Annotated in this window: 23 protein-coding genes; all 23 read right to left on the reverse strand. The window is 31.3% G+C overall.

Going from position 1 to position 24,955, the window contains the following annotated elements; genetic code table 11:
• Positions 1 to 19: 19 nt before the first annotated feature.
• Positions 20 to 1,027, reverse strand: coding sequence for a glycosyltransferase family 4 protein (locus H574_RS0107700; RefSeq protein WP_027880025.1), 1,008 nt, complete (start codon positions 1,025 to 1,027; stop codon positions 20 to 22).
• The gene (locus H574_RS0107705; protein WP_027880026.1) at positions 987 to 2,336 is read right to left on the reverse strand and encodes an O-antigen ligase family protein; all 1,350 of its coding nucleotides are present in this window, start codon (positions 2,334 to 2,336) and stop codon (positions 987 to 989) included. Before H574_RS0107705 ends, H574_RS0107700 begins: the two co-directional genes overlap by 41 nt.
• Positions 2,336 to 3,415, reverse strand: a complete 1,080-nt coding sequence (locus tag H574_RS0107710) for a glycosyltransferase (protein ID WP_027880027.1) — start codon at positions 3,413 to 3,415, stop codon at positions 2,336 to 2,338. Before H574_RS0107710 ends, H574_RS0107705 begins: the two co-directional genes overlap by 1 nt.
• A 159-nt stretch (positions 3,416 to 3,574) precedes the next feature.
• Positions 3,575 to 4,702 (reverse strand): glycosyltransferase, encoded by a 1,128-nt coding sequence (locus H574_RS0107715; RefSeq protein ID WP_027880028.1) that lies wholly within the window; start codon positions 4,700 to 4,702, stop codon positions 3,575 to 3,577.
• Positions 4,699 to 5,694 carry a glycosyltransferase family 2 protein gene (locus H574_RS0107720; RefSeq protein WP_027880029.1) on the reverse strand — a complete coding sequence of 332 codons (996 nt, stop codon included), beginning with the start codon at positions 5,692 to 5,694 and terminating at the stop codon, positions 4,699 to 4,701. Before H574_RS0107720 ends, H574_RS0107715 begins: the two co-directional genes overlap by 4 nt.
• Positions 5,691 to 6,722 carry an exostosin domain-containing protein gene (locus H574_RS14380; protein WP_081653193.1) on the reverse strand — a complete coding sequence of 344 codons (1,032 nt, stop codon included), beginning with the start codon at positions 6,720 to 6,722 and terminating at the stop codon, positions 5,691 to 5,693. Before H574_RS14380 ends, H574_RS0107720 begins: the two co-directional genes overlap by 4 nt.
• Positions 6,715 to 8,259, reverse strand: coding sequence for a glycosyltransferase family 2 protein (locus tag H574_RS0107730; RefSeq protein WP_027880031.1), 1,545 nt, complete (start codon positions 8,257 to 8,259; stop codon positions 6,715 to 6,717). The genes H574_RS14380 and H574_RS0107730 overlap by 8 nt, the downstream gene beginning before the upstream one ends.
• Complete coding sequence (locus H574_RS0107735) at positions 8,256 to 9,203, reverse strand: O-fucosyltransferase family protein (RefSeq protein WP_036227350.1); 948 nt, start codon at positions 9,201 to 9,203, stop codon at positions 8,256 to 8,258. Before H574_RS0107735 ends, H574_RS0107730 begins: the two co-directional genes overlap by 4 nt.
• A gap of 5 nt (positions 9,204 to 9,208) precedes the next feature.
• Positions 9,209 to 10,357, reverse strand: coding sequence for a glycosyltransferase family 4 protein (locus tag H574_RS0107740; protein ID WP_027880033.1), 1,149 nt, complete (start codon positions 10,355 to 10,357; stop codon positions 9,209 to 9,211).
• 3 nt (positions 10,358 to 10,360) lie between these two features.
• Positions 10,361 to 11,026 (reverse strand): FkbM family methyltransferase, encoded by a 666-nt coding sequence (locus H574_RS0107745; RefSeq protein WP_027880034.1) that lies wholly within the window; start codon positions 11,024 to 11,026, stop codon positions 10,361 to 10,363.
• Positions 11,027 to 11,035: 9 nt separating this feature from the next.
• Positions 11,036 to 11,656 (reverse strand): sulfotransferase family protein, encoded by a 621-nt coding sequence (locus H574_RS0107750; protein ID WP_036227352.1) that lies wholly within the window; start codon positions 11,654 to 11,656, stop codon positions 11,036 to 11,038.
• 1 nt (position 11,657) lies between these two features.
• Positions 11,658 to 13,061 (reverse strand): glycosyltransferase family protein, encoded by a 1,404-nt coding sequence (locus tag H574_RS0107755; protein ID WP_027880036.1) that lies wholly within the window; start codon positions 13,059 to 13,061, stop codon positions 11,658 to 11,660.
• A 266-nt stretch (positions 13,062 to 13,327) separates the two neighbouring features.
• On the reverse strand, positions 13,328 to 14,203 hold the full coding sequence (locus tag H574_RS0107765) for an N-acetylneuraminate synthase family protein (RefSeq protein ID WP_027880037.1): 876 nt from the start codon (positions 14,201 to 14,203) through the stop codon (positions 13,328 to 13,330).
• Positions 14,204 to 14,213: 10 nt separating this feature from the next.
• Positions 14,214 to 15,368 (reverse strand): acylneuraminate cytidylyltransferase, encoded by a 1,155-nt coding sequence (locus H574_RS0107770; RefSeq protein WP_027880038.1) that lies wholly within the window; start codon positions 15,366 to 15,368, stop codon positions 14,214 to 14,216.
• Between the two features lie 94 nt (positions 15,369 to 15,462).
• Complete coding sequence (locus H574_RS0107775; protein WP_155912616.1) at positions 15,463 to 16,332, reverse strand: hypothetical protein; 870 nt, start codon at positions 16,330 to 16,332, stop codon at positions 15,463 to 15,465.
• Between the two features lie 33 nt (positions 16,333 to 16,365).
• Complete coding sequence (locus H574_RS0107780; RefSeq protein WP_027880040.1) at positions 16,366 to 17,805, reverse strand: MBOAT family O-acyltransferase; 1,440 nt, start codon at positions 17,803 to 17,805, stop codon at positions 16,366 to 16,368.
• On the reverse strand, positions 17,805 to 18,686 hold the full coding sequence (locus tag H574_RS0107785) for a glycosyltransferase family 2 protein (protein WP_027880041.1): 882 nt from the start codon (positions 18,684 to 18,686) through the stop codon (positions 17,805 to 17,807). The genes H574_RS0107780 and H574_RS0107785 overlap by 1 nt, the downstream gene beginning before the upstream one ends.
• The gene (locus H574_RS0107790; protein WP_027880042.1) at positions 18,687 to 19,835 is read right to left on the reverse strand and encodes a glycosyltransferase; all 1,149 of its coding nucleotides are present in this window, start codon (positions 19,833 to 19,835) and stop codon (positions 18,687 to 18,689) included.
• Between the two features lie 3 nt (positions 19,836 to 19,838).
• On the reverse strand, positions 19,839 to 20,786 hold the full coding sequence (locus tag H574_RS14385; RefSeq protein WP_027880043.1) for a glycosyltransferase family 2 protein: 948 nt from the start codon (positions 20,784 to 20,786) through the stop codon (positions 19,839 to 19,841).
• Positions 20,783 to 21,985, reverse strand: coding sequence for a TDP-N-acetylfucosamine:lipid II N-acetylfucosaminyltransferase family protein (locus H574_RS0107800; RefSeq protein ID WP_155912618.1), 1,203 nt, complete (start codon positions 21,983 to 21,985; stop codon positions 20,783 to 20,785). Before H574_RS0107800 ends, H574_RS14385 begins: the two co-directional genes overlap by 4 nt.
• Before the next feature lie 13 nt (positions 21,986 to 21,998).
• Positions 21,999 to 23,066 carry a glycosyltransferase family 4 protein gene (locus H574_RS0107805; protein ID WP_027880045.1) on the reverse strand — a complete coding sequence of 356 codons (1,068 nt, stop codon included), beginning with the start codon at positions 23,064 to 23,066 and terminating at the stop codon, positions 21,999 to 22,001.
• Between the two features lie 104 nt (positions 23,067 to 23,170).
• A complete protein-coding gene (locus H574_RS0107810; RefSeq protein WP_027880046.1) occupies positions 23,171 to 23,968 on the reverse strand; it encodes a glycosyltransferase family 32 protein in 798 nt (265 codons plus the stop codon).
• A gap of 6 nt (positions 23,969 to 23,974) precedes the next feature.
• Positions 23,975 to 24,955 (reverse strand): glycosyltransferase family 2 protein, encoded by a 981-nt coding sequence (locus tag H574_RS14390; RefSeq protein WP_051169852.1) that lies wholly within the window; start codon positions 24,953 to 24,955, stop codon positions 23,975 to 23,977.

A 24,955-nucleotide genomic window follows, 5' to 3' on the forward strand; every position in this document is an offset into this window, starting at 1 on the left:
ATCGACAAATTTATAATTATCATTTTAAGACAGATAACCATATTTTTTGTATGGTAGACCAGTCATAACTTTCGGCTTTTACCCTAGCTTGTTTTGTAATAGATGATAGTAATAAAGAGTCTTCTTTAAGTTGTTGTATAGCACTTACAAAACCTTCAACTTGTCTTGATTTTACTAATAAACCATCTTTTTGGTGATGAATTAAAAATGACAAACCACCAACATCTGTAGAAATAACCGGTAATCCTAACGCCATAGCTTCTATAACGCTTACTGGCATATTATCAAAGTCAGTCGTATTTATAAATATATTGTAATCTTTAGATAGTAAAATCCACTCAGATTTGGTTAAACCACCAGTAAAGGTTACATCTAAGCACTTAGATTTAGCGTAAGCTTTGGTCGTCTCTAAACTGCCATCCTTTTCAGGTCCTACCATACATAAAGAGGCATTATACCCTTTTACTTTCAAAGTCTCTAAAATATCTATAGCTAAAGTAGGATTATAAATTTTAGAGAAAGAGCGTACCCAAAGTAGTTTTACCTCATCTATAACTCGAGTATTAAACTCATATTGACTAATATTAATACTATTTGGTATGACTTTGCATGTATAACCTTTAGTTTCAAAATGATGCTTTATATAATCTGAAGGTGATACATTAATGTAAGAATACTTAAATATTAGTTGACTAAGCTTAGGGTTATTTGTTAAACGGTTAGGCAAGTTTCCGCCGTGTAAAACAGGTATGTATTTCAACTTTAAAAGACGACACAACAGACTAACAGCTAAAGCAAAATAAAAATTTAAAGTACTATAAGTATCAATTAATACATAATTGGCTGTTTTACGCTGTTTAAAAACGGTTAATAACATGTCTAATAAACGTAAAAAAATATTACTTTTAGAAGACGCATAAGTCACTTTATAACCTAAATCTTCAAAATGAAGACCCAAGGTATCAATAGTAGACGCTGTATTACCTTTATGCGCTAACTTGTTTCCTATGTAAACGAGATGAGTCATCTTTAATATGTATTAAACTTAAAGCATATATAAACGCTGGTGCTGCAATACGCATTGAGGAGTGGTTAATAGTCAAGAACCAAAAGAGATAAAAAGAAAAAAATAAGACATTACTCCGATCTTTTAACCTAAAAAATAAAGGAACTAAAAGTAAAATACTAAACGCCATTACGCCAAGAATTCCATGTTCAGATATAATTCGACTCATTTCATTATGTGAGGCAGCGTGTATACCTGTTTCTTGAAAGCGCAAATCTTTGATACGTCCTACACCTACACCTACAAAAGGATGTTCTAAAAACTCTTCAAACTCAGCTAAAAATAAATCTGTACGTCCAGTTGTAATATCGTCCTTCTCCACGCCTATTGCATTTTGATTGGCATAGCGCTTTTCAATCATTCCATTAGTCTGTATGGTAGATATAATCCAAGTTACTGCTCCCAGGACCAAAAAAACCACTACAGAAGATAGCATTCTAGCTTTATTAACCTTATCCATACTTTTATATTGAATAAATATAAAAGCAACTATCATTATAATTGCTGTAAATACACCTCCACGACTAAAGGTAACTATCGCTCTAAAGGCAAAAAGTAAAATAAATAATAAATCAAGATACTTTATTAGTTTGGATTTAGAAAAATAAAAAAACCGGACAGTTATTAAAAAAAAACCTAAACCTAAAACTGTTGCCACCTGATTAGGACCAAAACCACCTGATGTTACATAATTAGACCCTGTACTATTAGCAAATTCTGAAACATTAGGATTATATGTATAAATATAAACCATAGTACTTACTAAAGGATAAATTATAAAATTTAAAACTGTACCAAGTTGATTTTTACTTAACTGAATTTTGTAACAAAACAAAGCTGCTATTCCCAAAGTTACAGGTCCACTTAAATTAAAAGCTATAGCTTTTCTTATATTGTAACTAACGTCTAAAAGATATAATGATACATATATACCTGGGATTAATAGTAAAATATAAAAGATATATGGAAACGCTTTAAAATGAAAACCTCTATAAAAAAGTCCTATTACACAAAAAACTATCACAAGGTATTTGCTAGACTCATAAAACAACCCACTACCTGTCATCCTTAAAATAACCTCAGCACCCAAAACATAGGCACAAGCTTTAATAATTTCAAATGCTTTTAAGTTAGGTTTTGCACTGATAATCCTAAAAAAGAAATAAACAACTAACCCATAAAAATAGATGTCACCAAAAGACCTGAATGAGAAAATTAACAAGCCCAAAACAACGTGTAGTCCTAATATATTTAAATACTGTTTATCCATTAATGAGGCACAAAGTTAGAATATATCCCTTTAATAGTTGAAATAACAGGCTTTTTTGAAAAATTATCTTCTATATGTTGGCGTAAAGCATTCCCAAACAATTCTTGTTTTAAAGGATTATTAATATAATAGTCTAAAGCGTGTCTTAGTGATTCTGGATCACTAGGCGGTACTAACAGTCCTGTTTGTTGATCTATGATTACTTCTTTACATTGCCCTACATTAGTAGCTATAGTAGGTAAACCTGCTAAACCATATTCAATTAAAGCTAAAGGTAAACCTTCAGATTTTGAAGATAGCACACCTATATCACAATGCTTTAAAATAGCAGAAGTGTCTGAACAACTCCCATATACAAAAACCCCATCAGACAACTTAAAATTATTGATATATTGCTTAATAGATTGAGAGTAATCATCTTCAAAATCTTTACCCACCAAATGCAAAGTCCAATTTTGGTGTTGATGACTTATTGCTTTAAAAGTATTTAACAAATTAATATGATCTTTTTGCGGTCTTAAATTAGCTAAACAAACTATTCGTTTTCCTTCTACGCCTTTTAATTGAGTCACTAACGACTGTTTATTTTCAACTGAAAAATTAGGTAAGTAACTCACAGACTTTACATATAATTTTCTCTCAGCCCAAGAAGCTAATAACTGATTAACACTAAACACATGATTAAAAAAGTAAGAGCATAATTGTAATATACGTATGGGACGTCGATATAAAAATTCACTATGCCCATAATGATCATGCCAAATAATTTTAATTTTTGGATATAACAATTTAACTAATGTAGCTGTAAAAAAAGAACTAGAATGGGCATGTATAATATCGATTTGTTCTTTTTTAATAAAGTATTTAAGCCTTATAATTGCTTTTAAATCAAATGTTCGTTTCTTGTTTAAAAACAAATAATCAACCTTTGGGTCTAAGGATGCTTTAAGTATACCTTCTTGTCTTGTACTACATAGATAAGATTTAGAAATTTCAGCCGATAAAGCATTAGCGATATTTACCGCAACACGTTCTGCGCCTCCTGCTTCCAAACTATCTATAAGTTGTAATACTTTCATTTTTCTAATTACTATTCATTACTTTAACCATACAACTTCTTACTTCTATTATCTACCAGCTACCTACTGCAAACTGCTGACTGCTGACTGCATACTTTTACCTCTTGTCTCTTGGTTCTTGATTCTTGATTCTTGATTCTTGTTTATTTCCTCTTATCCCTATACTCTATTTTCTTCAAACAAAATCAAATCCCTAATTTCCTTTTCAAATCGATCCAAAGTATATGCTTGCGACCATTCTAAAGCTTTTATTGACATCGACTTAAAATTTGCTTCAGTATAGTTATTAAACATTTTAATTGCTTGATCTAAATCTGAATCTATAAGTATACCTCGTTCTCCATGACCTAACATCGTTGATATGCAAGAAACTCGCGTAGATAAAGGAATAACTCCAAAAAACATCGCTTCCGCAACCACTTTTGGCCAACCTTCAGATTTTGACGCTAAAATTAAAAAATGGGATGTTTTATAATAGGTTTTTATAACATCTTTTGGCTGATTACCATGTAAAACGATATGAGAGTCTAATTGATGTTTTTTAATATAATTTTCTATTTCAGGTCTTAAAACGCCATCACCAAATACGTGTAATCGTACTTGTTTACCTTGCTTTAACATGTACTCAACTAACTGAACAGCAAATAAAGAACGCTTACCGTCTACTAAACTTCCTACAAACATAAACTCTAAAGTAGCACTGTAATCTCTTATGTCTAAAGGCTCTTTTTCATCTTCGGTAAAAGTAGCTGTGAAAAATGGTTTAATATTTTCAGTTTGATTAGGCCACTCACCATAAACTAAAGCAGTCATATTTTTAGTTAAAAAAGTATTAGTTAACAACCACTTTTGTAAACGGTAACTTAAGGGTTGTTTAGATTTTGGATCCCAATTACCTGCATACTTAGCGGTTTTTATTTTCTTAGGAAAAAACAACTGAACCAAACAACCTAATAAACCTATATTACCAGGACAGCGTAGATGAATATGATCTGCTTGCTGACAAGCTTTATACAATGTAAACAAAATTAAAGGCAAAGATATTAAAGACTTTAAAGCTCTTGAAAAATTAATAAAAGCTATTTCAGGAATTGCTTTATGTATAATCTGATCATGTTGATAAGCCATATCAATTGCAGACGGTTTTGCCTGATGTACAGGTGAAACAATAGTCACTTCATCTACATATTTTAACCAAATATTCATCTCTCGCACATAAGGCGCATAGCCATACCATTTTTGGTTTTGGTAAATATGAGGCACATGTGTTAGGATTAAAAAATTCATCGGTTGACTTTTGGCGGATTAAAGATAATAGAAAACCACCCAACAACACGTCCTAAGCTTTCGGTCAATGCTTTTTTTCGATGTTTAGTAGTAATGATGTTACTCATTCTTATCAATGTTAACAACAAAGACGTTGCATGAAATTTAAACTTTGCTTTTAAATTCGGGTTTTGATATTTAACACGCCATACATACCAGCCATTTCTTAATACCATTTTACCGTATTTAAATTGGTTTGGTCGTCCTGAAGCGTCATGATAATGTGCTAATCGTGCATTGGTATTAATATACAAATCGCCTTTTTTAGCTAGTCGTAAAGAGAAATCTGCATCTTCATAAAGTCCATATCCTACAAAATAATCAGAAAACTTATGCGTATTAAACACTTCTTTTTTATAACTAGACACGCCTCCCATAATCTGTTCTACTTGATAGGTTTTCCCTGAAGGTGGTAAAAAACTAACCGATCTACCATGAGAAAATGTAGGCATATAACCTGGTGTTACATCTGGTAACAAACCAAAGAGTTTTCTTAACTTAAATCGCGAGGGTTCATTACGCATGTAGCCATCAAAATAAAACTGATCTTTTTTGTCCTTACCATCTGAAGTTTCCCACCGTACCTCATTAGTAATATAACCGCCTACTGCTAATGCATTAGGACAAATAGTGTAGGTTGATAAAAGCTGTTTAAAATAATCAGGCTCTAAAACAATATCATCGTCCAAAAAACAAACCACATCTATAGCATCTCCTACTTGATTAATCCCAAAATTACGCTGTTTAGTTAATCCGCGTTGCGAATCATCTACTTTATAATATCTTAAATTTTTAAAAGGATTTTCTTCTAAAATAGTTTTGGTATCATTATTTGTAGATCCATCAATAATTAAAATATCATCTGGGTATAAACTTTGTTCGTTTACCGATTTCAACAAAGTTAGTAAAGCTTGCGGACGCATATATGTACAAACAATTAAAGAAAACCTCATAATGACCTTGCTTTAAATTGTTTATAAATGGCTTTAAAATAGGCATCACGTTTTAAATACTTTAACCATAGCTCTCTATTAGCTTGTTGTAATGCTTTAAATTCAGCTTCACTTAATGACTTATGAAAATCTAGGATTTGTTTAATAATTGGCACCTTACTTTTAGCATCAATAATCACACAATGTTTTTGCCAATCAATAATGTTTGCTAACGGTAATCTACAGTCTGTATCTAATAAAACAGGTATACGTCCTACTGCTAGAGTTTCATAAAAACGTACCGAAAAATTGCCAACACCTCTAATGCAAAAGGTATAAGCAGTATTATAAATATTGCCATAAAATGCAATACTACTGTCGTGTCTTGTGTCTTCATTATGTAATCCTGCGCGGTATTGATTTCGAAGTATAAAATTGGTATTTACTTTATCGTTTACTGCTAATGTTTGTAAATACCTTGCACGTTTAATACTTGAAGGGTAAAACGATTGTTTATCTACCAACCAACCTTTAAAACAACGCTTAAAACTATATTTTAAATGGTTAACTAACTCTTTTAACCACTTTTTAAATCCTAATTGGGCGTGTCCTACAAAACCTATATTAGGTTGTTCTGTTTTTTCTAAAGATTTAAATTCTGAATTTATAAAAGTCGAATAAGGATCATTTATAAATGAAGGTATTATAAAAGTAGTCTTAGACAATTGGCTATCAAAACCACCTAATCTAAACGTATAACTATTTTTAATATAATTAGTATACCCATAATCACCTGCAGTATAAATCCATAATGGTTTTTGATGCTGCTTGGCGAGTTGTAATAATTCTTGACTAACTTGTTGATGCTTAATAAACACCGCATAATCTATAGGAAACACAACTACATCTGCCTCATTAATGGTATCGGTAATTTGATACAAACTAAGCAGTTCTTGGTTTGGCTTAAACACCAAGTCGAACAGTAACGGAAAGACTTGACGTCGATACGTTTCTATTAAAAAATCAGTATTGGTATAGAGTTTAAGCATTAATAGATTGGGTTAGTTTTTGACTCCACTCAGCACTTTTTTGCCATTTCGTTTTAAATTGTTTTACAAACTTAAAAGGATTTTTTTCATGACTACGTTTATAGCTTTTTAGTCCTAACAATAATTGATACCCTTGTAATTGATTAGATGTAAAATAGGTACTATGAAGTAAGTAAATCGTTGGTGATGGTTTGGGTTGGATAAGATCATCTTCCCATAGCTGTTTCACTTTTGTTCTATATCCACCCATAGGTGCTTTTAAATGCGTTATTTTTATATCTGCAAAATAAATCACATCTTCTCCTAAATGGCGTAACTGCATTCCAAAATCATTGTCTTCACCATAATTAAACTCATAGCGTTTATCAAACTGTACTTGTTTAATTAACTCTGACTTGATTAAACTATTGCCTGCTCCAAAAATACTAGTTTGTGCCGTATTTAAATATGTTTGTGTTTCATGTGGTTGTAAATACACAGTCGTACCTACAGTAACACCATATTTAGTCACTGCTTCTAGTAAAGATGCTATAACGTCTGCTTCCAATCGGTTATCATCATCACCTAATAGAGTCCATTCACTTTCTACTTGAGACAATGCTATATTTCTAGCATTACATACACCGGTTTGATGAGTAAAGGTATGTTTTATATTAAAAGGCCAATCTTGTGTGGTCAAATAATCCAATTCGGATATAGAGTTTGGATCTGGGTTTTGCTCAACAATAACCACATGGTTGGGTAATTGGGTTTGTTTTGATAAGTCTACCAACACATCATACAAGTATTTTTTTCTTCCTATGGTAGGTATAATGACATCTACTGTAGTCGTTGTGTTAACTTGTTTCAAACTATCTATGGTTATCTGCTCTAATTCAAAATCAAAATGCTGTTGTTTATAAAATAAAGATTTTAAAAATGCTGCGATTGGTAATCGTTTTTCATAAACATATAAAGCTAAGGTCAAAAAATAAACCCAAACCCATTTATAATGCTGCTTTACAAACTGATATAAAATAGAAATAGAAGCTGTTTCTTGCTGATAACTTATCGATACATTTTCTTTTAGTAAATCTGGTGATGAATAACAAAATAAACCTTGCGTCATACCATGCTTAGCTAAGCTATTTAAGTAATAATCAAAAGGACTAGACTTAGGAAAAATAGACGTCACTGTATTGACTACAGATGCATGAACGCCACCAACCATACTAGACATTAACCAAGTAGGATAAGTCACCTGCTTATTAATTTTTAGATAATAAGAGCGCTCTACATAATCTATTTGCTCTGGCAAATAATGAGAACCTATATAAAAACTCGCCAGAATACGTTGATGATGAAATACTTCCGTCAAGCCTTCATAATTAATATGTGCTTCACAACTTTGGTGGCACCATAAAATAAGAGAATCTGGGTAAGCAGATGCCAAAGCAATAAACGTTTCTGTTAAAGGTTGATTTAAATACCCATCAATAACCTGAGCGTTATGTAACACTTTTACAACCCTATTATTATGATGCACAATAACTATCATAAATCAACGTAGGTAAATGGTGTTTCTCCAACAATAGCAGCATATTTAGAAAAACTACTGTTATACATGACTTCTGTTTTTAAAAAATAAACCTGACTGCTTTTACTAATCATAAAAAAGTCTATCAACGTTTTTAAATGTCCTTCTATTTGGCTATTTTTTTCAAAATTATCCATATGAAATGGCAAACCTTCTACAGCTTTTATAGAACTATTCGCAGTCACATAATTAATAAAATTAATACTATCTGAAAAAATATAAGCAGTTTTATTAGCTCTTAAGGTCTTTATGTTTTCCAATAGTTTATGTTTTAATTGCTTTTGCTCTCCTTCTGATAATATTAAAGAAGTGGTATCCTTAAAATCACCCATAATACTGGTAAACCGAGTATGAAAAGCAATAAAATTGGATGTATCTATGTCTTGTAAACGCTGATTTAAAAGATCAGAGAGTTTAAAAAGTGATGTGAAATCTGTATTCCATTGCTGCGCTAAAGCGTCTTCGTTTAAATGAGGAAAAAGAGTGCGTCCATAATCTATATTCGTATATACAAAATAACGATTCGCTTTTTTTTGTTTAATAAGTTCTATTGGATGTACATTAAAATCATTAACCACATGTACAAACTGGTCTTTAAATGGATGCCATTTAATGGCTTCTGGTTTAATAAGCCAATCTACTTGATTTGGTTCTAAAAATTGGTCTAATGCAAAAGGATTATAAAATAATATCTTAAAATCATAGTCTAATGTTTTGGCAACTTGATAAAAAGAGATGATACCTTTTAAACGATCTACCAATCCACCATGTGGAAACACACCGTCAAAACAAACTATAATCTGTTTCTGTTCTGGCTTAGAAAAAGATATAGATTTAAAGTAGCGCATCACCCATTTAAAAAAATAGAATTGTTTAACTAGGTATTTTTTTATCAGTTTACGCATGTTGATTAGCTATTAATTACAGACATATAATAATCAATATTTTGTTGTACTAAAGTCTCTATATCAAATGTAAGCTCTGTTTTTACACGTGCTGCTTTACCAATTTGCAAACATAATTCCTGATCATTAAAAAGTTTTAAAATAGTAGACACATAAGTATCTGTCTCAGTTGGATGTACTAAATAGCCATTAACACCATCATCTATTAGCTCTTGTGCCCAACCTATACTGGTATTTACTACAGGCTTTTGAAGTGCCATACTCTCAATAGTTACCATACCCAAAGTTTCTGCAAAACTAGGAAAGGTACATACATGCGCATTTTTTATATGTTCTTGTACTTCACTGTATGGTATTTTTCCTAAATAATTGACCTTTGCTTTTGCCGTTTCAGAAAATAGAGACTGCATCAATGCATAAGTAGAAGCTTTGCCTGTTTTAATATCTCCTGAGTCACCTCCAATTAAAATTAATTGTGCATCTGGTTCTTTTTCTACTAACTTATTAAATACATCGGCTAACTCTAAAACACCTTTTTTTCTAATAATTGTTCCTATGTATAAAAGTGTTTTAGGTTGAAATTGCTCAGGATGCGCATTAACAAACCGATCCAACTCCAAACCATAGTGGATAGTTTTAATTATATTACGGTTTAAACCAAAGATTTTAGCGGTTTCTTCTCCTGCATAAGTGGTTGGCGTGATATAAGCTTTGGCATTTTTTAATGCTAATTTTTCAAATACAAAATTTTTAAATTTTTGTTTTCTGTTTTCTAGCTTACAAAAATAGGCATCACTACCATGAAACCGAATGACTAACGGAACCTTAAAGCGCATAAAAGCCGTTATACCGGTCCAATCTGGTGCTTCTAAAAGATGGATTTGTTCTTGCTCAACAATGGTATTGACATAGCGGTTTACTAATGTTCTATAATGATACCAGGTTAAAAATTTAAACGCCTGTTTTTTTATTAAATGTATAGTCACACCATCGGCTTCTACAATAGAATCTTTAGATTGATGATATACAAATACAGTTACTTTCACACCTTTCTTTACCAAGCTAGTGGCTAAGTTTTTAATACTAGTCGCTATACCTGCTGCATGACTAACTTCTGGGTGTGGATATTCAGGTGTGATGTAGCCTATGTGCATAATTTATTTTCTTTCAAAGCTTAGCTCAATACATTTTGGTAAGCTGTTTACAAATCCTCCAGATGGATTAACCTCCATATACACCAAATTAAAATTATTAGATATTTTTTTTATAAAATCTAACAAAAGATGATGCTTAACATCTAAATCATGAAACTCAAAAACCATTGCTCTGATTTGGGATTGATGGGCTAATAATTCTTCTAAAAAATCATACTCACTACCTTCTATATCTAATTTAAGTACAACTGCTTTTTTATCACCAAAATACGTTTGTATGATACTAAAAATTTGCTCTGGTGTTTTCAACCATTTTGAAAGGTGTTTACACCGTTTTTTATTAGTTAAATCCAAAAAAATTAAAGTATTATATAAATAAGAGAGTTTTCTTTTATTATTTAAAAATAATCGTGTAATTCCTTTTAAGAGTAATTTCCATTTAGATACTGTGGGATCAACCATTAACAAGGATGCATTTGGATTTAAACGATAAAAATCAAATTCAAATTCTACATTAGAGGATATACCGCCACTAAACAACATATCACTTTCGATAATACTACTAGGACTTAAATAATAACCACCATCACCTATACTACCAAAACGCATTAAACCTAATTTAGATTTAAAATATTGCTCTTTTATAATGTTATAATAATCGTAATGCATTAAATAGTCTTATAGGTTTCTTTTTATAAAGCGTTTAATTCTTTTAATCCTTTTTTTAAATGCTGACTGTTTTTTATTAGCAAAAGGAAATGCTACCGATGGTTGGTTCTTATTTAAAAAGCCACATAACTTTTCCCATCCATCTCCTTCAAATAGATTAAACTCTAACATATCATTGGATCGGTTTTTAAAATAATCTTTAACACTTTTATGATGTTGATGATATAATTTTCTCCAAGCTTCTTTATCAATATTATACCAAGTATGTTCAGGATATTTTTTTTGTAGCTTTTCTAAATCAGAAATATTTAACACATGTTTCTCTCTACTATTTATCCATCCTTCAAGATCTCTTGTATTCAAAATAAACTTACTGTTAGGGTATTGTTGATCAAAAACTTTATATAAGTCTAATATAGATTCGTCATTCCAATCTAATATGACATCATAATGTTCTAGACCTTTTAAAAGCAGTGCATTATCTTTATAGTTATTAGTAATTATATTTTGAATATTACCTTCTTTACTTGAGTAATGCACACTATTGTAGCCAAGAATTTCAAAAGCTTTATGCAAGCTTGTGGTTCCTGTTTTATTAAGTCCAATACAAAATATTTTTTGCGTACTCATCTTAGTTATGCTTATTAAAGATTTCTGATATAGCTTTCCAAATATTTTTTGAGGCTTCTGTTGGTGTTGGGCCTACAATAATCTCATACCATTGCTTACCTTCTTCTACATTACTTAACTGCCCATCTAATATTTGTTGTACTAAGTTTTCTAACTCATTTTTATCAGTGCAAAACACAGCTGCTTTGTCACTTGGCATACTTCTAAAATGTACATACTTGTAGTTTTGCCCTATATCTCTTATACCTTTTTTTAATTGTGGCTGCTCATAATTATAATAAATACAGGCTTTATCATGAGCCACAAAATCAAATACTGTACTAGAACACACATTAGTTACAAATGCACTATGCTCACAGACATTATACAACATTTTAAAATCTTCAGGAGCTGGTAAGACTTGATACCATTGACTACCTACCTGCTTCCAAATAGGATCTAAGACTTCAATGATATCTGCATTTTCTTTTATAACCGCATCATAACGATTGGTGAAATCCACTGGACATTTTCTATAAATTATTCCTAAATTGTAACCTTTTGTATTTAAGCTACGTACCACATTAGCCAAATCTTCTAAATAGTACTGATCTAAAGGCGAAGTAGTTTCATCATCTCCAGAATAGCAAATATATTGCTTATTGAGATCCAGTCCATAGGTATTAAAAAAGTCCTCACGGGTTTCTTTTAAACTATGATCATAATGTGGCTCAAATTGTGGTGTTCCTGTTACAAAAACTTGCTCTGGTTTTACAAATGGATAGTATTGCAATACTTCGCGCTTCATATGCTCGCTCCACACAAAATAATAGTCAGTCTCAACGACTTGCATGGCTTTTGGAACATTATCCCACGAGTAGACAAACGCTACCGTAGGTATGCCTAAATCTTTTGCTGCTAACAAAGCACTTATAGACTGTGTTGCACGTTGTGTGGTACAGAAAATTAAATCTGGTTGATGTTCCTCCAATTGTGCTTTACAATAAGCATATTTAGGATTTTTTCGTTCTAAAGCATTAATTTTATGTCTTAATTTTTCTACACCTTTTTCTGAAGAATATAACCCAATCAAGAATTGTGTATATAAACTTTTAATAGTGTTTTTTAATCCTTTATAACTAAACGGAAATTTGTAAGTTGGATAGACATCATCATTAAACTTATCTCTAGAAACGTTTAATTCGGCACGTTTTCTTGCTCTAGAATATATTGGTGTTAACGGATCTATTTGATGATTTTCAATGGTGACTTGTTTAAAGCCTAACTCAGATTCTAAATCAAAAATAGTATTATTCCAATAGGTAATATCAAAACCCATCTCTTCACCTATAGACTTAAACTTTGTAAATGCAAAATTGCGCAATCCTACACCATCAGGAAAAAATACAAATACCTTTTTACTCATTTATGTTTTTATTCTTAGACTTCTCTTCTCTCTTTTCTATGATCTATTTTCTATTTCTTCTTACTTCAGGCCTCTTGCCTCTTGTCTCTTGTCTCTTGTCTCTTGTCTCTTGTCTCTTGTCTCTTGTCTCTTGTCTCTTGTCTCTTGTCTCTAAAATAAAAAACCACATTGTCATTGCGAGGACGCAGGACGAAGCAATCTCTTCATTTATAATTAGACATTAGTCATTAAAAGCACCTATCATCGGTCAAAAAACATCCGTCATACTAACCCTTCTGGTTTTTCAACTTATCACGCTGAACTTGCTCTATAGGTAAAATATCTTGTGTTTTATAAGTCAACGACTCATAGACAGCTTTCAAGTCTCTAGATAACTTTCTTAATCCTGCAGGTTCTAAAGATGCAGCATGATCTGTTCCCTTCCAAGTACGGTCTAAGGTGTAATGTCTTTCTATCACATTTGCGCCTAAAGTATAGGCTGCCATATCTACAGCAATTCCTAAATGATGACCTGAAAAACCAATATGTTTTACAGCATCTCCGTATTTTTCTTTAAGGATGTTAATATCTAATAAACAAACATCTTTAAACGGAACTGGATAACCAGATGTACAGTTATATAAGACTAAATCCTTTGCGCGATTATGTGTTTTAAACAATGCTACTAAATCGTCAATCTCTTCTTTAGTCGTCATACCGGTAGAGATATGTAGCTCACCCTCATAATGTTCACACAACCACGTTAACATCTTCACATTGTTATTACATGCTGACGGTATTTTGATAAACTTAGGCTGTAAACCTGCTATTTCTTTAGCAGAGGTTAAATCCCAAACCGATGTTGAATAATCTAAGCCTATCTCTTCACAATAGTCTTTCAATTCTTGGTGCTGATTTACATCAAATTCTAAAAACTCACGATGTGCACCATAAGTATCGCCATAAGAATTTACTGGGTTAGGATGTGGAGCATTGTATTGAGCTTCGGTTAACAGCTCTTTATTATGTCTTTTTTGAAACTTTACAGCATCAACATTACAAAAGATTTTAGCTACCTTAATTAATTCTTTGGCTATCTCCATATCACCTTTATGGTTACATCCAATCTCGGCAATAACATATGGTTTTTTATAATTAGTCATATATTTCCTTTTAAAATCTTTTATTATATTGTTTTATAAATTGACAAGCAGAACGTATTGCTCCGCCTCCTGATGGTTTTGGTAAAATAATATCGGCTTGATAAGTAACTTCTTTCATTGCATTGCTTGGTGCTAAAGACCAACCTACACTGCATATATTGGCTAGGTCATTAACGTCATCTCCAACATAAGCCACGTTATTTAGGCTAAAGCCTTGCTGTTTGGCTAAATGGGTTAACAATGTGTACTTATCTTTTACACCAAGATATACTTGTTCTATTTGTAGCTTTTGCATACGTTTAGCCACCAATTCAGAACGTTCACTAGTCATAATCATAACGGTAACGCCAAACTGTCTTAATATTTCCAGTCCCATACCATCACGCATATCAAATTGCTTAGTATGCTCGCCATCTTTGGTATAAGTAATGGTTCCATCAGTAAACACTCCATCAACATCTAACACCAAGTGTGTTATTTTTTCGGCTTTTTTAAGACCTTGTTGTCTAGCAATTAGAAGTTGCTCTACGACTAACCAATCATTTTCACTATCGATCTCATGCAAGCTTTCTTCAGGCATATGTACGACACCTACTTTATCACCTAAGCGATTCTGCTTGTTTTGCAACACTGCTTTAGTACAGGTATATACTGCGCCATTTTCTACTAATAGTCCTTCAAAATCTTGACGTCTTGGTCGATTGGTATAATCATAATTTTGTGGCGTTCCATCACTATTCCAAGTAAAACGATGTGTATTTACTACAGATACGGTAGAATCATATCCTACTTTTAATAAAGATAAGCTATCATTAATAGCTTTAGCAGTGGTAAAAGGTGATGTAGCTTGTAGTAAGCAAAACACATCAAAACTGTAGTCTATAGATGCTGCAAATTCCAACATCGCAAGCTCTGTAGAAGCGGTATCTGTAGCGCTTGTAGCACTACGTTTTAGCACTTTTATCTTAGACGTATAATGATATTCTTTTTCTATAAAATTAATAATCCACTCATCATCGGTATACACATAAACCGTATCTAAATCAGAATGTAAAGCAGCACCTAAAACCCATGTAAACAAGGGTCTACCTACCATTTTACGTTTATTTTTTCCGGGAATACCTTTGGAGCCTTGACGTAAAGGAATAAAGCCTATAGATTTCATAATAAGTAAGATTTCTTGTGCTTAACTAGTCGCTAAAATACATTTTTTTTCGGATGAAAGTGTTTGTATTACGTATAAAAGGGAAAACAACAGTTTATTTGTATAATTTTATGAAATCACTCAATTCTTTAGTGAAAACTTCAGCGCCTAATTTGTTTAAATGTGACTCATCTCTAAAGTATTTATAATCTTGATACTTTAACTCTTTTTGATTGTAAATCATCACATCATTTGTATCTACATCAATCTCTTTAAATCGTTTATAGAAACTAGTATTAAAAGCAACAAAATTTGGAGGAAACACATAGATAAGATGTATACCTTTAGCCTCACAAATCTGCTGTATAGACTTAAAAGCATTTAATTTAGCTTGCTCCTCTTCTACTGTATCATATGTCTTAATATCTCTTTTATAAACTAAAGTACTATCTGCGTCTAATGCATTAATCTTAGACCCATGAGAGGTCAAAACGTTTATTGGTAAAACAGGTTTTGGAGACCAAATAAAATCTTTACGTTTTACACGAGCTAAATTTAAATACTTAGATAAGGCATTTTGTTTATGATGTGAAACTAAATAATCATTGATATAAACATAATTTTTTAATGGAAATAAGCGATCATATCTAAAATTTAAAGTAGCAACGGTCTTAAATTCTGAACTATTATCAATTACCAAACATAAATATTTAGGTGGCTGATTATATTTTAATAAAGTTTTAAGTAAAAATTCTTGAAATTCAATATTACTACCTCGATATGACAAATTATATGTAGACCAACCAGTGCTATCCTCTAATTGCTTTGCTATAATGTTATTAGCGCCTCTAGAAGATCCTAAAATAATCACATCTTTATTCATCTGTCCATCCAATACATATTGTAAGCGTTGATCATCTTCTTTTTTAGGCGCATGAGCAATAAACACATAAAAAAGCTGATCTATTATTAAAAATAATAGCACAAATAGAGCAATATGTAATAAAAAACGCTTCACTTAAAACTGGAAATAAATAAACTCTTGCTCGGTTTGACTACTAAATATAAAAGTTAACACGATAAGCAACATATAAAAACTCCAGCGCAATAACCTAGACTGTTTTAAAAATATAACCTCTATGGCGTATTTCTGTCGTCTCCCAACCCATTCTATACTCATAAAAAATAAAAGTAACACCAATAAGTTAGTAGGTCGTATCGTTGGTATAGACAACAAACTAGTATTAAAAATACCTTTTAGATAACTAAAAGCATGGCCTACAGTTTCTGCTCTAAAAAATATCCAAGCTAAGACGGTTAACCCAAAGGTTGATCCTATAGATAATAATTCTTTTACATTTGGTAATCTTCGGTTTTGAGCCACAATATCTAAGTGCGTTCTATTACGTTTTGTTAATAGCAAGGGTAAAAAATACAGTGCATTTAAAAAGCCCCAAATTATAAACGTCCAATTGGCTCCATGCCAAAACCCACTAACTAAAAATATAATAAACGTGTTACGTACTTTCATCCAGGTTCCTCCTCTGCTTCCTCCTAACGGTATGTATAAATAATCCCGAAACCAAGTAGACAGACTAATATGCCAACGTCGCCAAAACTCAGCGATGTCTCTAGAGAAATACGGAAAGACAAAATTCTGTTTCAAATCAAAACCAAACAATCTTGAAGTCCCAATAGCGATATCAGAATATCCTGAAAAATCTCCATAAATCTGAAACGTAAAAAATAAAGCTCCTATTAACAAGGTACTACCGCTATGTGTGTCACTAGCATTAAAAATTTGGTTAGCATATTCGGCACAATTATCGGCAATAACAATCTTTTTAAAAAAGCCCCATAGCATTTGTCGACAACCATCAACTGCTTGTGAGTAATGAAACTGTCTTTTTTTATAAAACTGTGGTAATAAATTGGAGGCTCGCTCGATTGGTCCTGCAACCAATTGCGGAAAAAAACTAACGAAAGCTAAAAATGAAATCAAGTCATTAGTAGGCGCTAATTTCTTTTTATAAACATCTATCGTATAACTTAAGGTTTGAAACGTATAAAAACTAATCCCTACTGGTAAAATAATATCTAAAGTATTAGGTGAGATCTGCTTACCAAAAAAAGAAAAGGCTTCAATAAAATTGTCTACAAAAAAATTATAGTATTTAAAAAAACCTAAAAAGCCAAGGTTTACAATAATACTAGTCCAAAGTAAACGTTTCCTAACCACTAATCGACTTTGTTTTTGCAATTGTAGACCGATAGTGTAATCTACTAAAGAGCTAAACACTATTAAAGACAAAAAACGCCAGTCCCACCAACCGTAAAACACATAACTTGCTATAACTAATAAAGCATTTTGCAATTTTAAATGCTTTTGTGTTATAAACCAATATAGTGCAAACACTATGGGTAAAAAAATGGCAAAATCTATCGAGTTAAAATACATTAGCTATAATTAATAGATTGAAGTTCTTCCTGCTTCACTAAAGTACTTTTTTTTACAGGTTGTCTATATTTTAAAATAGACCTCAAACTAAAAAGTGTTTTAAAACATACCGAAATATAAGATTTAAAATACCCAAAATCACTAAGCGCATATTTCTTAAAGTTATGCCACAACAATCGGATTAGCTTTTTTATAGGTTTAGGATGATACACCAAATAATAACGTATACTATTGCGTAACTGATGTTTAAACCTATAATAATTACGTCTTTGCTGTTTACGTAACTTAGTATTTACCCTATGATTAACTTGTAAGTTGTAAGTATATAAAATGTCATATCCTAAATCTAAGACCTCTATAGCCAAAGCAGGTTCTTCTCCATAAATAGTCATCCATTTTGGAAAACCATTTGTTGCCTTATAAACCGATTTTTTTATTGCAAAACCACATCCTATAAAATCTGTAGTTATATAGTCTTCGCCTGTTTTAACGTGTTGTAAAGCATCTTGATCTTTGTTAAATAATCCTCGAACTTCTTGAAATGCGATTATCCCTAAATTTGGATTAGTTTTAAAATAATGCTTAACCCTTTCGATAAAATTAGTAGTTAAAGGATGGGCATCATCATCTAAACCTATCAAAATTTCACCTTTTGCTTTTGGATATAAGATAGCTCTAGCAGGAGATGCACTAACACTTGCTTTTAAAACCGTCCACTGCACCCAAGGGTAAGCACTAACTAAAGCTTCTGTTTCTGTACAACCATCAATAAGTACTAATACCTCGTGTATAGACAAATCAATCATCTCCTTTAGGCGGTCTAAAGTAATTTTTAGGTCGACTGCACGATGTTTAGTAACAATTAAAAAAGAAACATCCATCTAAGATTCGGTTAAGATTTGTTGGTATAAGTCTTGTATTTGGTCTTGCAAAATAAAACGATTACAACGTTTTTCTATCAATGCTGTATTAAAATCTTGTGCTAAATCACGTAACGCTTTGTGTTCTAAAGCTATGTTTATCAAATTCAAAATATCCGATTCATCGGTTGGGTCATCTATTAGTAGCCCATTTTTTTTATGGGTAATTACTTCTTCTGTCACACCTCCTGGATTAGATTGTATAGGGAAAGCACCCATACCCATTGCTTCTAACAAGGCGTTAGGCATCCCATCAGCCGTGCTACTTGCAATATGTATTAGACTAGCTCCCATATGACATAATAACACTGCATTATTTACAAATTGACCTCTTGGATAGACCGTCACATTTAATAGATTATAAACTGTAGATTGTTTTATATAATCCACCACAACTTGGTCTGCACTATAAACAACTATCTTTTTTTCTTTTAAAACATCTATAGGTAATTGCGCTAATGCTTTTAAAACGACCAAAGCCTGTCCTACACCATCATCATACCCCTTAATCATAATAGTATCTCGCTCATCAACGGTTAATATGTCGCCTTTTGGCAAAGCAATACCACCATTACCAGGAAACACGCCTAAAAACGGATTAGCGTAGCCTAAATCCTTAGCTATATGGTAATCACGCTCGCAATCTGTAATTAAGTAATCTACACGTTTTAAAAACCGTTCCGCCTTAGCTTTTGTTACGCCTAATATTTCATAAATAAATAGATCACTTCCCCAAGAAGAATAGACTAATGGTACATTACTTGTTTCTAATATGGGTAATATGGGTAAGCCTGCTAATTGCATCTCAAAACAATGCACAATATCGGGTTGTACTTTCTCAAACACCTTTTTAAATGCCTTAGTTGCAGAACGCTCATTAACAGTCTGAATAAGTTGATATAACTTAGGTATATGTTTTTTTATGCGCTGTCGTAACGGGTAATCCCAGCGAAACTTCCACCCGTTGAATTGTGTAGCCCATCCTATTTTTTCAGAAAATCCATTACCATCGGTAATATCAAACCAATACACCTCATGCCCAGAACTTTCTAGCTGATTCACCCACTGAAAAAAATGATGATTTGGTATGGCTACGGTTAGAATTTTCATAAACTATCTAAATAAACAAAGTTTTAAAATAAGTAATTGAGATTTTATTTTTTCCGTCAAAGATAAACTTCCATGCTGATATAAAAACCGAAGTTGCTTTTGGTATGTCTTTAACTGTTTTATTCTGATTTTAAATGAAGCTTCTTTTTTTAAAGCCGAATAAAATACCCATAGTCCCTTTTTAGTTATTAAGCACTTGTGATACTTATCATTTAAAAAATGGGTATTGTAAGCCAATTTTAAACATTGAAAGCGATAGTAAAAGATATCTAAAAGTTTTTTTGAAGTTTCTTTTTTTACTGAACTTATTTGAGTGTCATCACTGTTACCTCCTCTAATATGGGCTAAAACTTGATTTAATACCTTTAATTTTGGTTGCAACGCTAACATACGGATATGAAACTCGTTATCTTGATAACGATGAAGCGTCTCGTCAAACAACATTTTATTTAGTAAATAAGTTCTTTGCCACATAAAACTACAGGTTTGTAATTCGATGGTTTCTAAAGCATAATTTTCAAATAAGTTATCTAATTGATAATCAAATTTAGAGTCTCTAAATTGACTAAAATCTGCATTACCGTATGCATTTCTATTTATAACAGCATTAACAGAGCTAGAAAAAGACATCACTTTTTCTTTTAAAAAATCAGGTAACATAATATCATCGCTATCAAACCAATTAACATAATCACCATTGGCTTGATTAAAGCCATAATTTCGGCAGCCATTAGCACCTTTTTGTACAGAATTTGGTCTTATAAAAACTTTAAATCTAGCATCCGAGTTTCGATAATTTTCCAAAACGTCAAGTGTATTATCTGTACTACCATCGTCAACAAGTATACATTCCCAGTGGGTATAGGTTTGTGCTTTGATAGTATCCAGAGTTTTAGATACAATTGTTGATCTATTATATATGGGGATAATAATGGAGATTAACTTATTCATTTATCTTTATTTACTTGATTAATTATTTCAAGTAATTGTTCTACTTTTAATTTTACAGCTTGATCTGAGTAAAGTGATTTTAAAACGTTTTGATTTTGAAGTAGTTCATTTTCAGTGAGTATTGTTTTTAAACTAGAATTAGATAATTCTTTTAAATCATATACATGCATCCCTTTTGATTTAAAATAATGATACGCATCACTTTTAGAATTAAAAAATATTTTTGCTCCAAAATAACCCATAGTAATTATATTAGCTACTGCTTGTTGCCTTTTATGATTAAAAATTGTATATCCACAACTTAAAATTAAATCATTATACTCGTTTAAAGGTAGATAGTCTGTTATAGGGTGGAAATTATCTCCAAACAAGTCTTTGCCTCTTTTTAAAATCAGCTCTAAATAGTCTCCATTATTACCATAACTCAAGGGTACTATTACTTTTCTTTGCCCAATGTTTAATTTTGATAATTTTTCAAATACTTCCAAATGATTATTTGTTGGAGATGCTGAGTTGCCTACTAAAATGTTGTTATTCCCTATTGCGCTCTTGTCTATAAGATTTCCTAGAAGACTTTCAATGGTTCCATAAGCAAAAGGCGCATAAATAATATTTTTATTGAGCATTTTAATTTTATCCATTTCTGAGGGTAAAACTGGTGCCACTATATCTAGTTTTTGAACAACATCATAAAAATTAGTTTTATAAATTTTTTTTGAGTTTTTAAAAAGTTGATAAGCATTTTTTCTGTAGAAAAACCAATTTAAAAATTTAGAAGTAAAGCTATAATTTTTAAAAACAAAATTGTAAGTCTGCTTTTCATACACCTGATGCTTAAATGGTTTCCAGTTATTGTATAAGTCATAACCCCATAATAACCAAACTTTAACTTTATTCTCATTAAGTAGGTTTACTATTTCTTGTTTTCTAACATTTAATGCATGAAGGATAATAATATTTGATGCTGCTGTATTTAATCTTTCTGAAATTTCTAAATAATCTTCTTTTTCAATTAAAAAGAAAGGAATTACTTGTTTAGATTTTACATATTGCAATTGTTTATCTTTATGATCGGTAAACACATAATATTTTGACCTATTAGGGTAAACAGTTTCAAAAATATCTATCGCTGAATCCACAAATTTTTCATCATCAAAAAGATGAATAATTTTTATACTAGAATAATTCGTTTTATTCAAAATTATATTGTGCTTATTTTAAAAGATTAAAGTATTTTTTTTTAAAATTACTCATGCAAAAATTTTCCTTAGCATAATGTTGCGCCTTAAGACCTATTTTCATCATTTGCTCCTTATTGGTTATTAAAAAGTTAACTTTAGAGATAAAAGCTTCTATCAATTCATTTTCTATCTTTCCTTCAATTAAAAAGCCATTTTCATCAGAAACTATATGCTCATTTATACCTCCTACATCAGTACAAATAGGGATAACCTGATAAGGCATCGACTCCATCATTACCATAGGAAACCCTTCATAAACGGAGCAAATTATTAAAATATTAAGGTCTTGATACAAACTGTTTAGTTGATTTTCATCTTTAATATTACCTAAAAAAACAACACCTGCGTCTTTTATTTGATTTTGGTGTGCTTTCATCCCAGTCCCAGCCATATAAAACTCCACTTCAGGATTGTTCTTTTTTACTTGCATTGCTATGTTTAAAAAAAGTTCGGGTCTTTTTTCTTCAGACCAACGTCCTATAAACCCAATTTTTATAGGGCTAAAGGATTTTGGTTTACTGTTACTTGGCAAGACAATGCCATTAGGAATAATTTTTATTTTTCCTGCAATTGCCTCTTTTAAATGATATTGATTATAAATGGTTTCTAAATCCTGTTTTGCTTTTTTATTAATAGCTACTCGTGTATGGATTCGTGAAGCACTATTTACTAATTCAGTGACTCTTTCATCATCTTCTGCTAAAGCATGAAGTAAGTCATAAGCGTTAACTGTAGGATGTAAAAAAGGTAAAAACTGATAATAATATTTAGTATTACACCCAAAAACTTTTGTTTTAGGTCCTTTTTGAATGGCTTTTGCCAATACCTTAAAAAGCGTTTGTTTTAAATACTCGCTTTTTTTATTTAAAATAGAATTAACTTCTATAGTTTCTGACACGCTTTTAAAAGCCTCTAAAAAATGAGTTGTAGCTGAAGCATGCGTAAAAATAACAACACATGTTTTATCTTCTAACGCTTTAACTATATTTAAATGTACACGCTCTGCTCCACCAGTGTGATAATATGGAAAAAAAAACACAACATCACTCTGCTTTATTTTTTTATAATAAAGTACATAACATTTTATCAAAGCCAAAAGACCGATAAAAAATTTGATACTATGTTTAAGTTTCTTTTTAATGTTTAATATTTTAGATGATTATACAAGCGCTTAAAATAATAAGTGTTGAAATCTCTTTTTATAAATATGCGATTTAATATAATAGGTAAGGCTTTTAGATATTTCTTTTTTAATAAAAAATCAAACTCATTATATACAACCCAAGAGGCATTCCATAAATGTATAGCAACCGTATTTTCTGTCTTATACTCTAAGTAATTAGCAATATTAGCTTTATCCTTATTAGGAAACGGATAAAAATAATCTTGTGGATAAATGACTAAATCTTCTTTTAACTTAGTGACTTTATCTATGTTCAAAACAGCTTTACCATAAACCTGCTTTACTGTATTAGTAATTATTAAAGGTATAGCAATAGTATTATAATTAGTAAATGCATCAAGCTGAATGCTGTCATACCGTTTAATTAATAAACCTATTAAAGGATGATGTTTAACACAACCTATTATGCCTGCACTTATAATAGACGGTTCTTCTGCGCCAAAAAAACAGGAGTGTTTTAAAAAAGGTGCAAAACCATCTATTAACATCATGTCGGTGTCTAAGTAAATGCCGCCATACGTATATAATGCTGTTAACCTAACATAATCCGATACAAATGCCCATTTTTTTTGTGTGTATGCAGAAGCAACAAAAGAGTGCGATAAATCGGCATTATCTTCATTCCATTCAATACATTCAAAATCTGGACAAAACTGTGTCCAACTTTTAATACAGTCAATGATTAATTGAGGTTTAGGCTGCTTACCAAACCAACAATAATGTATTTTTTTTGGAATTAAAGTCGTGTTAGAAGACATCTGTGTTTAGTTAGTAATGGCGTAATTTGAAACTCTTTTTATAGCATATTTATACAGCCTGTAGCTTTGTAAATTAAAAAGGGTCATGACTTGCAATATAAGTACTACATCTATTAAAGAAAAATGATACCTTAATAAAATAGAAGATAGTCTTTTAGTAATATAGACTCTAACCTTAGGGTGTTTGTACTTAAATGCATCAAAATAAATATTCATAATTAAAGAAAAGAAAAATTTGATTAAGGTTCCATCTTCAAGTTGTATGATCTTTTCTAAATTTTGAGTATAAATAAATGCTAATGAGGTTTTATATTCGGGGATATAGGTTTCATTTAAGGTTGTTTTAGTCCCTTGATGTTGCCGATACAGAAACAATGGTACATTGACTATTTTATATTGGGTTTTGTTTAACTCAAAAAACAACCTCGAAAAAAATTCATGTTCCTGACCTCTTACAATCTGCTCATTAAAAAGCGTTTTAGTCAACAAATAATTCTTTCTAAACAGCACCGAGTTGGTAATAACTTGAAACTCCCAATGCATATAAGCCCTAAACAGGTCGGTCTTTAAATCTAATTGTAATTTACCAATATCTTTTTTTTCATGATTAATAATGGTCGCAGAACAAAACACCAAATTCACATTAGGGTCTTTAAAAAAAGACAGCCTGCTCTCCAAAAAATGAGGTAACATAATATCGTCACTATCAAACCAATTTATTAACTGTCCCTTACTAATGCTAAACCCATAATTTCTGGCAGCATTACCACCTTGTGGTAAGTGTTTTGGTCGCGTAACAAATTTAAATCTCTGGTCTTTATCAAGATAAGCCTCTACAATTGCTTTGGTGGTATCGGTACTACCATCATCTACAATAATACATTCCCAATCGGTAAAGGTTTGCGCTATAATACTATCTAAAGTCTCAGCAATAAGGTGCGCTCTATTATAAGTGGGAATGATTATGGAAACTAGTGATTTTGCCAT

Origin of the sequence: Mesoflavibacter zeaxanthinifaciens DSM 18436 (assembly GCF_000422365.1) — a bacterium.
Taxonomy (GTDB): Bacteria; Bacteroidota; Bacteroidia; order Flavobacteriales; family Flavobacteriaceae; genus Mesoflavibacter; species Mesoflavibacter zeaxanthinifaciens.

What these genes read in the sequence shown, in the direction of transcription:
- H574_RS0107700 (WP_027880025.1), bottom strand. Translation starts at nt 1,027, where the DNA reads ATGACTCATCTCGTTTACATAGGAAACAAGTTAGCGCATAAAGGTAAT.
- H574_RS0107705 (WP_027880026.1), bottom strand. Translation starts at nt 2,336, where the DNA reads ATGGATAAACAGTATTTAAATATATTAGGACTACACGTTGTTTTGGGC.
- H574_RS0107710 (WP_027880027.1), bottom strand. Translation starts at nt 3,415, where the DNA reads ATGAAAGTATTACAACTTATAGATAGTTTGGAAGCAGGAGGCGCAGAA.
- H574_RS0107715 (WP_027880028.1), bottom strand. Translation starts at nt 4,702, where the DNA reads ATGAATTTTTTAATCCTAACACATGTGCCTCATATTTACCAAAACCAA.
- H574_RS0107720 (WP_027880029.1), bottom strand. Translation starts at nt 5,694, where the DNA reads ATGAGGTTTTCTTTAATTGTTTGTACATATATGCGTCCGCAAGCTTTA.
- H574_RS14380 (WP_081653193.1), bottom strand. Translation starts at nt 6,722, where the DNA reads ATGCTTAAACTCTATACCAATACTGATTTTTTAATAGAAACGTATCGA.
- H574_RS0107730 (WP_027880031.1), bottom strand. Translation starts at nt 8,259, where the DNA reads ATGATAGTTATTGTGCATCATAATAATAGGGTTGTAAAAGTGTTACAT.
- H574_RS0107735 (WP_036227350.1), bottom strand. Translation starts at nt 9,203, where the DNA reads ATGCGTAAACTGATAAAAAAATACCTAGTTAAACAATTCTATTTTTTT.
- H574_RS0107740 (WP_027880033.1), bottom strand. Translation starts at nt 10,357, where the DNA reads ATGCACATAGGCTACATCACACCTGAATATCCACACCCAGAAGTTAGT.
- H574_RS0107745 (WP_027880034.1), bottom strand. Translation starts at nt 11,026, where the DNA reads ATGCATTACGATTATTATAACATTATAAAAGAGCAATATTTTAAATCT.
- H574_RS0107750 (WP_036227352.1), bottom strand. Translation starts at nt 11,656, where the DNA reads ATGAGTACGCAAAAAATATTTTGTATTGGACTTAATAAAACAGGAACC.
- H574_RS0107755 (WP_027880036.1), bottom strand. Translation starts at nt 13,061, where the DNA reads ATGAGTAAAAAGGTATTTGTATTTTTTCCTGATGGTGTAGGATTGCGC.
- H574_RS0107765 (WP_027880037.1), bottom strand. Translation starts at nt 14,203, where the DNA reads ATGACTAATTATAAAAAACCATATGTTATTGCCGAGATTGGATGTAAC.
- H574_RS0107770 (WP_027880038.1), bottom strand. Translation starts at nt 15,368, where the DNA reads ATGAAATCTATAGGCTTTATTCCTTTACGTCAAGGCTCCAAAGGTATT.
- H574_RS0107780 (WP_027880040.1), bottom strand. Translation starts at nt 17,805, where the DNA reads ATGTATTTTAACTCGATAGATTTTGCCATTTTTTTACCCATAGTGTTT.
- H574_RS0107785 (WP_027880041.1), bottom strand. Translation starts at nt 18,686, where the DNA reads ATGGATGTTTCTTTTTTAATTGTTACTAAACATCGTGCAGTCGACCTA.
- H574_RS0107790 (WP_027880042.1), bottom strand. Translation starts at nt 19,835, where the DNA reads ATGAAAATTCTAACCGTAGCCATACCAAATCATCATTTTTTTCAGTGG.
- H574_RS14385 (WP_027880043.1), bottom strand. Translation starts at nt 20,786, where the DNA reads ATGAATAAGTTAATCTCCATTATTATCCCCATATATAATAGATCAACA.
- H574_RS0107810 (WP_027880046.1), bottom strand. Translation starts at nt 23,968, where the DNA reads ATGTCTTCTAACACGACTTTAATTCCAAAAAAAATACATTATTGTTGG.
- H574_RS14390 (WP_051169852.1), bottom strand. Translation starts at nt 24,955, where the DNA reads ATGGCAAAATCACTAGTTTCCATAATCATTCCCACTTATAATAGAGCG.